This window comes from Streptomyces iakyrus, from assembly GCF_000717055.1.
GTDB classification, from domain to species: Bacteria; Actinomycetota; Actinomycetes; order Streptomycetales; family Streptomycetaceae; genus Streptomyces; species Streptomyces iakyrus.
In genome coordinates this window covers 25,093-39,559 of record NZ_JNXI01000007.1, presented here as the reverse complement: position 1 = coordinate 39,559, position 14,467 = coordinate 25,093, and the positions used below count along the sequence as shown (strand labels likewise).

The window sequence follows — 14,467 nt, the reverse complement described above, 5'->3', positions numbered from 1 at the left end:
CCACAGCCGTCGGCAGCCGGTCCGACGCCGCCGGCCCGGTTCCGCCCCCTTCCTGGCGGTACCGGGCCGGCCACCGGCGTTCCCGGCCGGGGTGCCGGCCCGGCCCGCGGCCTACCCGAGGGCCCTGATCAGCAACAGGGCGATGTCGTCCAGCCGTTCCTCCCCGTCCGTGCGCTGCCGCTGCTGATGGACGAGGCGGTCGGCCAGTTCGTCCAGCGGCTGGTCCCCGGCGTCGCCCAGCCGCCGGCCCAGCTCCGCGAGCGCCTCCTCGAAATCCGTGCCCGGCGACTCGACCAGTCCGTCGGTGTAGAGGACGAGGAGCGAACCGGGAGCCAGAACGACCTCCGTCGTCGGGTACACCGCCGAGGCGTCGATGCCCAGCAGCGGTCCGCCCGCCAGGTCGAGGACGCGTACCTTTCCGTCCGGTCGTCGCAACAGCGGCGGGGGGTGACCGGCCCGGGACATCACGGCCCGCCCGTGCTCCGGGTCGAGCCGCAGGTACAGGCAGCTGGCGAACAGGTCGGACCCCAGGTCGAGCAGCAGCCGGTTGGTGCTCCGCATGACCTCCTCGGGCGCCTGCCCCACCGTCGTGTACGCGCGCACCGCCGTGCGGACCTGCCCCATCAGCCCGGCCGCCGTCACGTTGTGCCCCTGGACGTCGCCGATCACCGCCGCCGCCGTCCCCCGGGTACCGACCAGGTCGTAGAAGTCCCCGCCGATGTCCATGCCCTGCGTGGCCGGCACATAGCGGCCGACCGCCTCGATGCCGGGCAGCGACGGCAGCGAGTGCGGCAGCAGCGCCTCCTGGAGGCCGTGCGCGAGCCGGTGCTTGGCGTCGTAGAGCAGCGCCCGCTCCAGCGCCTGGGCGATCAGCCCGGCCATGCTGGTCATCACCGCCCGCTCCTCCGTCGGGAACGGGTGCGGCTCGGCGTAGGAGAGCACGCACGTCCCCACCGGGCGGCCCTGGGCGATCAGGGGGAGATAGGCCCAGGCCGCGAATCCGTCGGGGGTCGCGAGCCGCGCCGGGTACAGGCGCTCCAGCTGCTCCTGCGACTCGAAGAAGGCGGGCACGCCCGTGCGCAGCACCTGGGTGCCGGGTGTCGGCTCGGTCAGGGGCATCCCGTCGAACCGTTCCACCAGGTGGGGGTCCGGGTATCCGCGGTGCCCGAGCACCTGCAGGCGGTTCGCCCGTGAGCCCAGCACGACCAGGGCCTGACTGCCCACGGCCGGGGCGATCTCGTCCGCGACCAGCTGCACCACGTCCTGCACCCCCACCGCCTCGGTGAGCGCCCCGGCCAGGTCCAGCACCTGCGAGATGGTGACCAGCCGGGAGGGGGCGCCGTCGGGCGGCGGTGCGGTCCGGTTCATCCGCGACACGGCCCTGGACCTGGTGATGCGCACGCTCAGACCCGTCGTGCTCGGGTACAGCCGGAACGACAGCCACTCGCCGGGCGGGCGCAGCGCCACGAACGACGTGACCTGCTGACTGAGCAGCGCGGCCCGGTAGCGGTCCTCGTACACCGGGTCGTTGAGCCAGGGCACCGACGCCCACAGCTGGGTGCCGAGCAGCCGGCTCACCGGGACGTTCAGCAGCTCGGCCGCCGCCGCGTTCACGAAGCCGATGCGGCCGTGCAGGTCCAGCGAGACCAGCCCGTACGGCAGCCGGCTCACCATCCGGGCCGCCTCGACCGTGCCGAGCGTGCCGGCCATGCCGCCCACCAGGGGCGCGGCGAGCAGATCGGCCTCGGGGTGCGGCGGGACGCTGTGCTCGGCGGCCCGCTCCAGCCGGACCGCCAGCCGGCCGCAGGCCGCGGTCAGATGCTCGCGCTCGTGGTCGGACATCTCCGCCGGATGCGCGCCCGGCCAGGTCACGAAGACCGCGCCGTAGACGGTGGACTGGGTGGCGATCGGCACCGCTGCCAGGGCGAAGGGGTACGGCAGCACCACCGCGATCCGCGGGTAGAGCCGGGCCATCTGCTCCTCGCCCCCGACCCACACCAGCCGCCGCTCGCGCGCCGCGTCGGAGACCGGGATCGGCGCGCTCAGGCCCACCCGCTCCCAGGGTGCCGCGAACGCCCGCGGCAGCCCGGCCATCACCGCCATCTCCAGCACCGGCTGATCGGGTGCCATGAGGTACACCGCGCCGGAGTGGGCGTGCACCTCGTCCATCATCGAGGCCAGCGCCAGGGAGAGCACGGGGCGGCCGACCGGCGCCCTGGCGGCTGCCGGCGCCTGAGCGGAGGACTGCCCGTCGGACACGCCGACCACCTCCTCGCACGGCCGCGCGACCGGGTCCAGGAACAAATCTCCCCCCTGGCGGCCCGTCCCGCACGACGAGCGGCTCCGGAGCCACCCCGGTTACCGTCGGTCACCTGTGCTGCGGCCCCGCCGGGGGCATGTGCCTACCCCGACCGCCCCGACCCATGCCCCCGTAGTCGAAGCGTGGCCGGGCGTACGGGCGCTGGGCGTGCGCCCCCGCGCACCCTGATGGCCGGTTCTCCGCGCCCACGCAGGGTCACGGTCGCGAACAATGGGGCACGCGCTCAATACGACGAGGGGGCGTACGGCGAGCGGAGGGGGTGGCAGTGATCCGGGTGCTTCTGGTGCACGATGAGTGTCTGGTGAGGTCGGTGCTGGCGGAGTGGCTGCGGCAGGAGTCCGACCTGACGGTGCACGACACGTCGTGGCGCGGCGCGCCGGGCATGATGCGGTCGGTTCGGCCGGACGTGTGCGCGGCGGACCTGGAGTGCGCGGACTCCTACGGCATCCCTCCGCTGGGCGAGCTGTGCCGGCCGGGGCCGGAGCGGGTGCGCCCGCGATTACTCGTGCTCGCCACCGCGAACCGGCCGGGCCTGCTGAAGCGTGCGGCCGAAGCGGGGGCGCTCGGCTACGTCGACAAGGAGGGATCCCCGCAGAATCTGCTGCGCGGGATCCGTCGCGTCGCCGAGGGGGAACGTTTCGTCAACGACTCGCTGGGCTTCGGATTCCTCAAGGCGGCCGAGATGCCGCTGACCCGCAGAGAACTGAGCGTGTTATCCCTCGCCGCTGAGGGTGCCTCCATCGCGGAGATCGCCGGGAGCCTGCACCTGTCCCATGGGACGGTGCGCAACTACATGGCGGCCATCACCCGCAAGACCGGAGCCCGCAACCGCATCGACGCGATACGCATTTCGCAGGGCCAGGGCTGGCTCTGACCCCCGCCGGGCCGGTGCGGGAGCCCAGCTCCCGACGAGGTCCCGGTACAGCGCGCAGGACCGCATCAGCTCCTCGTGCCCGCCGAGCGCGGTGCTCCGGCCGTCCATCACCAGGACACGGCCGGCGCGGCGGGCCGAGCTGATGCGGTGGGCGACGACGACCAGGGTCCCGCCCGGCCGCGCGGCGAACGCCCGCTCCGCGCGCTCCTCCGTCTCGGGGTCCAGATGGCAGGTCGCCTCGTCCAGCAGGGCCAGCGGGGCGTGCGACAGCCAGGCCCGGGCCAGGGCGACGAGCTGCCGCTCGCCGGCCGACAGCGCCGTCGGATCGACCCGGGCGCCGAGCCCGCCGAGCCGGCCGGCCAGCGGGGTGAGGCCGACCGCCTCGGCCGCCGCCAGCAGCTCCTCCTCGGGCACCGGGTCCGGGCGCAGGTACGCGAGGTTCTCGGCCAGGGTGCCGCCGAACACGTACGCCTCCTGCGGGATGAGGACCCGCCCGGCGGCGGCCTCCGGGCCCGGCACGGGATGCCCGCCCACCCGGACGGTGCCCCGCGAGGGCGTGAGCAGCCCCGCCACGAGCGCGGTGAGCGTGGACTTGCCGGCGCCGCTGGGACCCACGACGGCGAGGTGCGCGCCGCGCGGCAGGTCGAGGTCGAGATCCTGGACGACGGGGGTGCTGGCGGGGCCGTAGGCGAAGGTGACGGAGGTGAGGGAGAAGGCGGGGGGTGCCTCTTCGCCCGGATCGATTCGCGCGGGGCGGGGGAGCGGGAGGCCGCGGCCGGCGTGTGCGGGGGAGCGGTTTCCGTTGGGGCGGGGTGCGTCGGTGCGGTGTGCGGCGGCAGGGGCGGGCCCGTCGGCCGGCCAGGGCGCGTCGACAGCGTCATCAGGGGTGTTCGCGGGGTGGGTGCCGGGGACCGGGTGAGGCGTGTCGCCGTCGGCGTGGGTGGCGTTCGTGGGCGGGGTCGGGTGTGGCGTGCCGCCGTCGTGGTCGGTGGTGTTCGGCGGGTGGGCCGGCGCGGTCGGGCGCGATGTGTCGCCGTCGTCGGCGGCCTTCGGGAGGTGGCCGCTCGGGACCGTCCGAGGTGTGTCGGTGTCAGTCGTGCCGGGTCGGGTCAGCCGGCGTAGTACCACCGTCAGCCGGGAGCCGCTCGTGCCCAGGCCGTGGATCAGGTTGCGCAGGGCCGGGAGCAGGGACTGGGTGACGTAGGCGAGGGCACCGACCAGGGCGCCGGCGGTGACGCCCTGGGACAGGAGCCAGGGGGCGGCGGCGAGCAGCAGCACCATCGGGAGCTGGCCGCCGATCGTCAGGGACACCACGCGCAGCACGCCCCAGTGGGCCAGGGCGCGCGCCGCCCGCAGTTCGGCCTCGACCCGTTTCCCGGTGCCGGCGGCGATGTGGGCCTCGGCGCCCGTCGCGGTGATGTCCCGCAGGCCCGGGCAGACGGTGCCGAGGTCACCGGCGAGGGCCTCGTCGGCGAGCAGGAACGCCTCCTGCCGCCGGGCGAGCGGCCGCAGCGTCGCGGCGAACAGCACCACGCCCAGGGCCAGGGGCGGTCCCACGACCAGCAGGAGCGGCGGGGCGAGGGTGAACAGGCCCGCCAGGGCGCCGACGGCGGTGACCACGAAGGAGCGGGACACCATGACCAGCCCGGCGAAGGTGTCCCGGGCGATCTCCACCTGCTGGGTGAGCCCGGACAGGGAAGCCGCGTCACCGGTCCGCACCCCGCGTGCGACCACGCGTTGCACGAGCCGGTCCCGGAGTGGTTCGACCAGGGCGGCGACGGCGGCGTAGACCCGGGCGGTCCCGTACGCGCCGAGCAGGACACCGATCCCGGTCACCGCCAGCCAGACCAGCCCGACGTCCGGCCGCCCGCGAAGGAAGCCGTCGTCCAGGGCGCGGGCGGGCCCGTACCCGATGAGGAAGGTCTGCCCGGTCTCCAGGACGGACCAGGCGGTCAGCCGCAGCAGGACCCGCCGGCGGGCCAGCAGAAAGCGCAGGCCCCGGGCGGGGAGGGCGTCGGGGGACCGGGCCGTCACGGAGCCGTCCCGTCCCCGGCTGCCGCCGCGGGCCGTATCCGTCCGCTCATGCCGTCATGTCCCTCTCCGTTCCCGCCCCGGGTGTCCGAAACCGGTGGCACGTCGCTGTCGCCCGGGTCCGGGGGCCCGGCCCCCTCCCCGAACACCGCCCGGTACTCCACGAGCCGCCACAGCTCCTCGTGCCGCCCCACCGCCCGCACCCGCCCCCCGTCCAGCCACGCCACGGCATCGGCGCACGCGGCCGTGGCGCCGCGGTGGGCGACCAGCAGCCGGGTGGTGCCCGGGCCGTCGCCGAACAGCGCGTCGGTGATGTGCCGTTCGGTCACCGTGTCGAGGCTGGAGAGGGCGTCGTCGAGGATCAGCAGGCGGCCGCCGTGCGCGAACGCCCGGGCGAGACCCAGCCGTTGGGACTCGCCGCCGGAGCGCGGGGCGTCGGCTACGGCCGTGTCGTAGCCGTCCGGGAGGCGGCGCACGAAGTCGTCCGCGAGGGCCGTGCGGGCCGCCTCGCGGATCCGGCCGGGCGAGGGGGACGGCAGACCGAGGCCGATCGCCTGCCCGATCGTGCCGCCGAGGAGGGCGGGACGGGCGAAGGCGAAGCCGACGGCGCCGCGCAGGTCGTCGCGGCGCAGCTCGCGCAGCGGCACACCGTCGAGGAGCACCTCGCCCGCGTCCGGGTCGGCCAGCCGTCCGGCGAGCGCGGCCAGCAGTGACTTGCCCGAGCCGGACCGGCCGACGACGGCCAGGGTCGTGCCGCCCGGAACGTCGAGGTCCACCCCGTCGAGTACGGCGCGTCCGCCGCGCCGGGCCGTCACCCCGCGCAGCTCCAGCCGTCCGGGTCCTTCGGGCAGCCGGCGGGTGCCGAACGCGGTGGCGGGCTCGGCCTCGACCTCGCCGAGGCGCCGGGCCGCGGCCCGGGCCCGCGCCAGGCCCGCGAGCCGGCCGACCAGGACACCGACGCCCGTGGCGAGCACCGCGTACCGGGAGGCCGCGAGCACCTCGCCCACCGAGAGCCGGCCCCGGGTGAGCAGCACACCGGCCACGGCGACGACCGCGAGCTGCAGCAGCGGTGCCACGGCGACCGCCCGGGCCGCGGCCCGCCCCTGCACCCGCCACATGCGGTGCCCGGCAGTCGAGAGATCGGGCAGCGGCCGCAGCACCCGGGCCGTCTCACGTTCCTCCGTGCCGGCCGCGCGGACGGTGCGGACGCCCTCGACGGCCTCCGCCAGCGCGGCCGCGATCCGGCCCTGGGCCCGCTGGTAGCGCGAGGCGCTCTCGGAGGTGTCCCGGGAGACGGCGCGCAGGAGAAGGGCGAGCACGGGCGCACCGGCGAGGAACACGGCCGCGAGCCACCAGTCGATCAGACCCAGCGCGACCACCCCGCCGACGGGACCGGCGAGCGCGGCGACCAGCGCCGCACGGGCCGCCGGAGTGGTCCCCGCCTCGGCGGCGTTGCCGACCAGCCGCGCGACGAGGTCACCGGAGCCGAAGCGGTCGGCGGCGCGCGGGCCGACGCCGAGCACGTGCCCGGTCAGCCGGCGGCGCAGCCACGCGGTGGTGCGGGCGTCGATGGTGCCGGTGAGGACGGTCTGGACCGCGTCGAGCAGTCCGAGCAACAGAACGAGGCCGGCGCAGTACAGCACCCAGCGGGTCGCCGGAGCCTGCGCCAGCAGCAGATCGAGGGCCCGGCCCAGCACGGCCGGGAGCAGCAGTCCGGCACCCGTCGCGGCGATGCTCACCAGGCACAGCGCCGCACAGCGGGACCCGCTGTACCGGGTGGCCGTGCGCAGCAGCGTGCGCGCGTGTCCGGCCGCCGGGTCGTCGTCGCGCGCGGTCATACGGGGCCTTTCCTGGGAGGGGAAGGACCCCGGGCGGCCCCTCCCCGAAGGGAGGGAGCCGCCCGGAGCGAGCAGACCGTCGGTCAGAGACAGAGCAGAACGCTCGCGGCGCTGATGCAGGAGAGCAGGCTCACGGTGCTGTTGCCGCCGCCGTCCGTGCGCTCTTCGGTCTCGATGGTCTGCAGGTCGAGAAGTGCCATGGTGTGTCCTTCCATTGGGTGTCCGTCCGTGGTCATCCGTGGGGACGGGGTTGGGTCACGACTCCGCGGGATCGCGCAGCCGCGTCAGTGGGGCCGCCCTCCGGGCGGCGGGAGGAACGGCAGGTGGGCGTCGGCCGCCGGGCCGAGGGCCGCGCCGAGCGCCAGCAGGCACCCTGCCGTTCCGGTGGCGAGGTCCATGGAGAGCCGCATCATCTGGTGGCCGGGAAAGGCGAGTTGGCCCTGGTACGCCATCGCGAACCAGCCGAGCCCGGCGATCTGCGCCGCCAGCCGGTCCCCGGTCGCGCCCGGCGTGGTCGTGCGGCTGAGGTGCAGGATCATTCCGGCGCGGCCCTGGAAGAGCCCGGGCTGCGCGTAGAAGCGTGAGGTGGCCGCGGCGAGCACACCGGAGCGGGCCGTCGCGAACTCCCCGGCGAGCCCGGGGGAGTGGTGGACGAGATCGTCGAGGACCATGCCGAGGCCCGCGCTGCCGTCGCCGAGGTAGGGCAGGGTCCGCCAGCCCTCGTCGACCTCCAGCGAACCGTTCTCGCGGGTGACGCAGGAGGCCAGGTCCCGGCGCAGGGCCACGGCCGCCGCCTCCAGCCAGGCCTCCTCGCCCGTCCACTCGTACTGCCGCAGCATGAGCAGGGCGGGGCCGCTCGCGCCGCGCAGCAGTCCGGCGCGCGGCCGGGACGAGGCCGGGACCGGCTCCGTGAGCCGTTGTACGAGGATCCGCGCCGCCTCGTGGGCCCGATCGCTCAGTGCCGCCTCCCCGGTCGTACGGGCCAGGTGCCCGAGGACGAGTCCCAGCCCGGCCAGTCCGCCGTGCAGGTCGGAGGAGAGCTTCTGCCACCGCTCGGCGAGGATGCCCTCGACCAGGTCCAGCGCCCGCTGCCGGTGCCCGAGCCGGTCGAGGACCAGGGCGACACCCGCCAGCCCGTCGTACAGGCCGAGCGGGGTACCGACCGGGGCCGGTGCCGTCCGGTCCAGCAGCCAGCGCTCGCCCTCCTCGTACCGCTCGGCGCCGGCCGCGTCCAGCGCGAACAGCACCCCCGCTGCGCCATGGGCGAGCCCGAGCCCGCCGCCGTCCGAGAACTGCGCGACGTCGCCGGGGAAGAGCCGGTCGTCGCGTTCCGGGGTGGCCGAGGCGAGGATGGCCTTGACCATCGAGTCGCGGCTGTAGGGCCAGTCGCCCGGGTCCACCGGCGAGGAGGGAGCGGCCACGGTACGGCCGGACACCTCCCGGGTGATCTCCGTGACCGCCTCGTCGAGGAACTCCCGCGGCACGTCCGGGAACTGCTGAGCGATCACCTCCGCCAGGTGCGCCGCCTTGCCCCGGTCGACCACGAACAGCGTGGTCACGGGCAGGAACAGGGCCAGCCGCAGACAGGCCAGCGCATAGCGGTCGATGTCGGCGCCCCGGCGGTCCGGCGGCGCGAAGAACCCGGGGTGGGCGACGACCTGCCGGCCGTTCTCCCCGGTGGGCGCCGCGGCCTCGAAGTCGAGGAGGAACACCGTCTCCTCGTCCGGGGCGACCATGATGTTGAAGACGTGCAGGTCATTGAAGACGATGCCCCGGGCGTGCACCGCCGCCACGGCCTCCTCCACCCTGCGGTGGATGCGCAGCGCCCAGGCCGTGTAGGAGGCGACGGCCTCCGGGTCGGGGTCCTGGGTGAGCAGCGGGTGCCGCTCGGCGAAGAAGGAGTTGAGCGGACGGCCCTCCAGGAAGTCCATCACCAGGAAGCGGTGCCCGCCGAGCTCGAACCAGTCGCGCACCTCCGGGACCACGCCCGTGCCCGCGACCTGCTCCAGCGCCCGCTTCTCCCGCTCCAGCCGGGCGATCGCGTCGGCGCCGTCCGAGGCGAGCCCCGCATGCGGCCGCCCCTCCTTGAGGACGACCTTGCGCCCGTCCCGGGTGTCGGTGCCGGCGTAGACCCCGCCGCCGTTGGAGAAGTGCAGCGCCTTCTCGATGCGGTACGGCAGCTCGCCGGTCGTCGTGTTGTTCCGCGCGTCGAGGTGCGGCTGGAGGAACGCCGGGAGCGTCACCCACTCGGGCACCTGGAAGGACGGCGATCGCCGGTCCGGCACCAGCCGCCCCTCGCCGTCCCGCACCGCCGGCACCAGCGAGCCCCGCTCGTCCACGACGAACGCCCGAGCGAAGGCGCCGTAGCGCACGTACAGCGGGCCCTCGCCCCAGCGCAGATCGGTGAGGATGTACGGCCCCTCGAACCCCTCCAGCAGTGCGCCCAGCTCGCGCAGCACCTGGTGCAGCTGCTCCTCGTCGGCCGGGTAGACGGTGACGAACTTGCCGCTGCCGTCGCGCGGGGCGTACTTGGTGTTGCGCAGGTGGAGCAGGTGCGGGCCCGGAACGAACTTGAAGGGGACGCGCCGCTCGACGCAGTAGTCCCACACGATCGCGGCGATCTCCTCCGCGTTCGCCCGGGTCGCCGAGGCGTGGATCTTCCACCCCTGGGCCGGGCCCTGGAGGGGTTCACCGTCCGGGCCGAGCGGTGTCATCGTCTGCCAGTCGCCGATCCGGGCCGACTCCCAGCCCTCGGGCAGCGGCCGGCGGGCCGTCTCGTAGAGGTGGGCGGCTGTCCCCTGCCCGTCCTGCGCCAGCCGGTCCGGCGTCTCGTAGAAATGCCGGTCGGCCAGCGCGTACACCTCGTACCGCTTGTCCATGCGTCCCCCTCCGTGACGAGCACCGAGCTTTCCAGCCACGAACCGTGCACGCACAGTCACGCCTGTCACGAGAACACCGTGCGGAACGCATGCGTTAAGACATGTTCGGATCCTTTCGAGCGCACGCGCCGCCGAGCCTCCACGGAACGCCCACAGGGGCTGCGCAGGTGTCCCATAAGCGCTGTAATGGCCAACGTGGTCAGTCAGGGCGCCCAGGAGCGCGGAACGCGAACGACGCGTGCCGAAGGTGCCCTCAAGGCGATCGCGGCCGATCGGGACTCACCCGAACGCCTGCGCCGCGTCCTCGAACAGGCACTCGTCTTCGCCGGTGCCGCCTTCGCCGCCGTCTACGCTCCCGCCCAGGACGGCGAGCTGCTGTGCCTGATGGAGTCGGCCGGAGTCCCGAGGACGCTGTACGGGCTGCGCGACAGCTACCCGCGGGCCGGGCGGTCCCCGGTCGCCGCGGCCCACCGCGGCGGACGGCCGGTGTCGCTGGGCCCGGCGGAACTGGCCGCGGACGCTCAGGCGCGGCGCGTTCCCTCCGGGGACTTCTTCCTGACGGCCCTGCCCGTGCAAGGGGACGGCGGCTGCCTGCTGGCCGTGAGCGAACTCCCCGGCGGCTTCACCGCCGACGACCTCAGGTGCCTGGAACTCGTCTCCGACGCGGTCGCCTTCACCGCCCCGGCCGCGCCCGCCGAGGCCGGCGACCTGCCGCCGAACGCCTTCAGCCTCGCCATGGACACCGGCCGGGTCCGGGTCGGCGACGACCTGCTGGACCTGTTCGGCCTGGACCTCCAGGAGTTCGACGGCCGGGTCGAGACGCTGCTCAGCCTGACCGTCCCCGAGGACCTGCCGTCCCTGATGTCCGTCGTGGAGGCGGACCACATGTCCATCGGCGACCGCGAGCTGGAATTCCGGGTGCTCCAGCCCACCGGCCCGCCGAAGTGGCTCCGGCTGCGCGGGCGCCTCCTGCCCGGCGGCGAGGGCCGCCCGGCGCGGCTCGTGGGCACGGTCGTCGACGTCTCGACGCTGCGCTCCGACGTCACCGACGTGGCCCGCGTCCAGCGGCTGGCCGCCGCGCTGGCCACCGCCGTCACCGTCCGCGACGTCGGCAAGGCCGTGGTCGCGGCGCTGCGCCGGCCGCTGAGGGCCGACCGGATCGCACTCGCCGAGCTGGAGAGCGAACGGCTCGTCGTCACCGTCCTCGACCCGCCCGAACCCGAGGCATGGCCCGAGCTGTGGCGCTCGGAGTGGCGCACCGAGTGGCCCGACGCCCCCGTGCGCGCCATGCCCACCCTCGCGGCCGCGCTGCGCGAGGGCCGGGCCCGCATCTGGCCCGCCGGCAGCCCCCTGGAACGCGCGTTGGCCGAGGTCGGACCCGGGGGCCTCGCCGTCCTGCCGCTGCCCGCCGGCAACCGCATGGCCGGAGCCTGCCTGATCGGCTGGGACACCCCGCACGACTTCGGCACCGACGAACGCGCCCTGCTCACCGCCTGCGCCGGTCTCGCCGGACAGGCCCTGGTGCGGGCCCGGGCCTTCGACGCCGAGCACGAACTCGTCGGCATGCTCCAGCGCCAACTGCTGCCGCGCAGCCTGCCCCGGCTGCCGGGCGCGGTGGCCGTGGCCCGCTACCTGCCGAGCACGGCCGGACTCGAACTCGGCGGCGACTGGTACGACGTCATCCCGCTGCCCGACAACCACGTGGCCCTCGTCATCGGCGACGTCCAGGGCCACAGCGCCGGCGCCGCCACCCTCATGGGCCAGATGCGCACCGCCCTGCGCGCCTACGCCGTCGAGGGGCACCCGCCGGACGTGGTGGTCGCGCACGCCAACCGGCTCCTGGTGGACATGGAGAGCGACCTGTTCGCGACCTGTTGCTATGTCGACGTCGACCTGGAAGAGGGCGCCGCCTGGTGCGTGCGCGCCGGGCATCTGCCGCCGGTGCTGCGCCACCCGGACGGCCGGACCGAGATCGCGGAGGCCGAGGGCGGACCGCCGCTCGGAGTGGTCGCCCGGGCCGACTTCCCCATGAGCCCGCTCCGCCTGGCGCCGGGCATCCTGATCGCCCTCGCCACGGACGGGCTCGTCGAGACGCCCGAGTCCGACATCGACGAAGCCATGGACCACCTCGCCGAGCAGCTGGCCGCCGCCGGCCCCACCGACCTCGGGCTCGTGGCCGACGCCCTGCTGGGCAACGCCCCGCGCAGCGACGACGTCGCCCTGCTCCTGATGCGCTACGACGGCATGGACCTGCGCCCGCTCCGGGAGAGCTGGACGGTCTGGCGGGTGCCGCAGGCCGTCGGGCACGCCCGCCGCTTCGCCCGGCGCACCCTGCGCTCCTGGGGCGTCACCGCCGAGTACGACGCCGTCCTCCTCGTCGTCTCCGAACTGGTCACCAACGCCCTCGTCCACACCGACGGCAAGGTCCGCATGGACCTGACCCTCGTGAACAACCGGCTGCGCGTCGCCATCGCCGACGCCTCCCCCCGGTCGCCGGTCAGGCCGACCAGCATCGGCTGGGAGGCCACCGGCGGCCGGGGCATCCTCCTCGTCGAGGCCGTCTCCGCGACCTGGGGGACCCTCCCGGTCAGCGGCGGCAAGCAGGTGTGGGCGGAGCTGGTGCTGGGCCGCTGAGCGGCATCACCGGCCCCCGGCCCGGCGGCCCCGCGCGAGTTCTCAGCCCAGCCGCTTCAGCAGTTCCTCCGCCAGCGGGGCCGACGACGCGGGGTTCTGGCCCGTGACCAGGTTGCGGTCGGTGACCACGTGCGGGGCCCACGGCTCGCCGGCCCGTACGGTCACCCCGGCTTCGGTGAGACGGTCCTGGAGCAGCCACTTCGCGCGGTCCGCGAGACCGCCCTGGACCTCCTCGGCGTTGGTGAACGCCGCGACCTCGTAGCCGGCGAAGGCGTTCTCGCCGTCGGTCCCGACGGCGGCCAGCAGCGCGGCAGGACCGTGGCATACGACACCGAGCGGCCTGCCCGACTCCAGAGCCCGGGCGAGCAGCCGGCCGGAGTCGGCATTCACGGCGAGGTCCTCCATCGGGCCGTGGCCGCCGGGGTAGAAGACGGCCGCGTAGTCGTCCAGCCGGACGTCCTCCAGCCGGACCGGACGCCGCAGCTCGGCAAAGGACTCCAGCGCCTTCGCGATCCGGTCGGCGTTCTCCTGGCCGCCGTTCACCTCGGGCGCCAGGGAGGCCCGGTCGACGGTGGGCTCGACACCGCCGGGCGTGGCCACGACGACCTCATGGCCGGCCGCCCGGAACGCCTCGTACGGGGCGACGGCCTCCTCGGCCCAGAAGCCGGTGGGGTGCTCGGTGCCGTCGGCCAGGGTCCAGGTGTCGGCGCCGGTGACGACGAAGAGGATCTTCGACATGGGGGTGCATCTCCGTGGGACGGGCCGCGGTGGGACACGCGGCGATGACTCGTACGAGAACGACCGTAGGGCGCCGGACCCCCGGATTTCCAATGGCAGAGTCAATGGCAGTCATAGGGATTCCAATGGCGGGGGCCGGTAGGGTCGGATCGTGTGAGGCCCCTCGACCCCCTCGGCGCCGGTGGCGCGCCCCCGCAGCCCGACCTGAACCTGCTGCGCACGTTCCTGGCCGTCTACCGCTCCGGCTCCTTCACGGCCGCCGCGCAGCTGCTGGGCCTGTCCCAGCCGACCGTCACCACCCAGATCCGCTCACTGGAGCGGCAGACCCGCCGGGAGCTGTTCGAACGGCTGCCGCGCGGCGTCGCCCCGACCGCCGTCGCCGACGAGCTGGCGGCCCGTGTCGCGGGGCCCCTGGACGCGCTCGCCGAGGCCACCGGTCACGGCCCCCGGGAGTCGCGCGCCGAGCCGGTCCACCTGGCCGGGCCCGCCGAGCTGCTGTCCACCCGGGCCCTGCCCGCCCTCGCGCCGCTCGTCACCGAGGGCGTACGGCTGCGCGTCACGACCGGACTGACCGAGCCCCTGCTCGACGAACTGCGCGCCGGCCGCCACGACCTGGTGATCGCCACCACCCGGCCCCGCGGCCGCACCCTGTCAGCCGTGCCGCTGACCGATGAGGAGTTCGTCCTGGTCGCCGCCCCCGCCTGGGCCGACCGGGTCGCGCGGCGCCGGGCCGACGACGTGCCCGCCGCGTTGCACGACGTTCCGCTGATCGCCTACGCCGAGGACCTGCCCATCGTGCGCCGCTACTGGCGGCACGTCTTCGGCCGGCGGCTGAACTGCCGCGCCGCCGTCTCGGCGCCGGATCTCAGGGCCGTCCTGGCGCTGGTCACGGCCGGTGCCGGCTTCAGCGTGCTGCCGCGCTACCTGTGCGCCGCCGACCTTGCGTCCGGCGCCCTGGTCCTCCTCGACGCCCCCGCGGACGCGCCGATCAACACCGGCTTCCTCGTCCGGCGGCCGGGCACCTCGGACAACCCGCACGTGACCCTCGTCCGCGACCGTCTGCTGGAGGCCGGCCGTACCTGGTGACACCCCGCGGCGACCGGGTACCCGGCACGGCGCAGGACGGAGCAACCGCCACGAGCCGAAGGAAGAA

At 75.0% G+C, this 14,467-nt stretch carries 8 protein-coding genes and 1 pseudogene; 3 read left to right on the top strand and 6 right to left on the bottom strand.

Going from position 1 to position 14,467, the window contains the following annotated elements; translation table 11 throughout:
* Positions 1-111: 111 nt before the first annotated feature.
* Entirely contained in the window at positions 112-2,268 is a 2,157-nt protein-coding gene (locus OO68_RS13370; RefSeq protein ID WP_033308715.1) for a PP2C family protein-serine/threonine phosphatase, read from the bottom strand.
* A 317-nt stretch (positions 2,269-2,585) separates the two neighbouring features.
* Here OO68_RS13370 and OO68_RS43970 point away from each other — a divergent pair, with 317 nt between their 5' ends.
* Positions 2,586-3,194: a LuxR C-terminal-related transcriptional regulator gene (locus tag OO68_RS43970; RefSeq protein WP_078625284.1), complete on the top strand. Its 609-nt coding sequence runs from the start codon at positions 2,586-2,588 to the stop codon at positions 3,192-3,194.
* 291 nt (positions 3,195-3,485) lie between these two features.
* Here the strand turns inward: OO68_RS43970 and OO68_RS48695 are convergent.
* From OO68_RS48695 to lanKC, 4 genes and pseudogenes are all read right to left on the bottom strand, one after another.
* A pseudogene (locus OO68_RS48695) lies at positions 3,486-4,475 on the bottom strand (ATP-binding cassette domain-containing protein); the annotation flags it as partial.
* 749 nt (positions 4,476-5,224) lie between these two features.
* Positions 5,225-7,063 (bottom strand): ABC transporter ATP-binding protein, encoded by a 1,839-nt coding sequence (locus tag OO68_RS13360; RefSeq protein ID WP_245236964.1) that lies wholly within the window; start codon positions 7,061-7,063, stop codon positions 5,225-5,227.
* A gap of 83 nt (positions 7,064-7,146) precedes the next feature.
* Positions 7,147-7,263 (bottom strand): SapB/AmfS family lanthipeptide, encoded by a 117-nt coding sequence (locus OO68_RS13355; RefSeq protein ID WP_031113019.1) that lies wholly within the window; start codon positions 7,261-7,263, stop codon positions 7,147-7,149.
* Positions 7,264-7,347: 84 nt separating this feature from the next.
* Positions 7,348-9,942: a class III lanthionine synthetase LanKC gene (lanKC, locus tag OO68_RS13350; protein WP_033308543.1), complete on the bottom strand. Its 2,595-nt coding sequence runs from the start codon at positions 9,940-9,942 to the stop codon at positions 7,348-7,350.
* A 186-nt stretch (positions 9,943-10,128) separates the two neighbouring features.
* Between lanKC and OO68_RS13345 the strand changes: the two genes are divergently transcribed.
* Positions 10,129-12,576 carry a SpoIIE family protein phosphatase gene (locus OO68_RS13345; RefSeq protein WP_033308542.1) on the top strand — a complete coding sequence of 816 codons (2,448 nt, stop codon included), beginning with the start codon at positions 10,129-10,131 and terminating at the stop codon, positions 12,574-12,576.
* Between the two features lie 42 nt (positions 12,577-12,618).
* On the opposite strand, the gene OO68_RS13340 is transcribed toward OO68_RS13345, so the two are convergent.
* A complete protein-coding gene (locus tag OO68_RS13340) occupies positions 12,619-13,314 on the bottom strand; it encodes a type 1 glutamine amidotransferase domain-containing protein (RefSeq protein WP_033308541.1) in 696 nt (231 codons plus the stop codon).
* A gap of 153 nt (positions 13,315-13,467) precedes the next feature.
* Between OO68_RS13340 and OO68_RS13335 the strand changes: the two genes are divergently transcribed.
* Positions 13,468-14,400, top strand: coding sequence for a LysR family transcriptional regulator (locus OO68_RS13335; RefSeq protein WP_051814613.1), 933 nt, complete (start codon positions 13,468-13,470; stop codon positions 14,398-14,400).
* The last annotated feature ends 67 nt before the right edge of the window (positions 14,401-14,467 follow it).

Coding starts and splice junctions, on each gene's coding strand:
- OO68_RS13360 (WP_245236964.1), bottom strand. CDS start 7,063: ATGACCGCGCGCGACGACGACCCGGCGGCCGGACACGCGCGCACGCTG.
- OO68_RS13355 (WP_031113019.1), bottom strand. CDS start 7,263: ATGGCACTTCTCGACCTGCAGACCATCGAGACCGAAGAGCGCACGGAC.
- lanKC (WP_033308543.1), bottom strand. CDS start 9,942: ATGGACAAGCGGTACGAGGTGTACGCGCTGGCCGACCGGCATTTCTAC.
- OO68_RS13345 (WP_033308542.1), top strand. CDS start 10,129: ATGGCCAACGTGGTCAGTCAGGGCGCCCAGGAGCGCGGAACGCGAACG.
- OO68_RS13340 (WP_033308541.1), bottom strand. CDS start 13,314: ATGTCGAAGATCCTCTTCGTCGTCACCGGCGCCGACACCTGGACCCTG.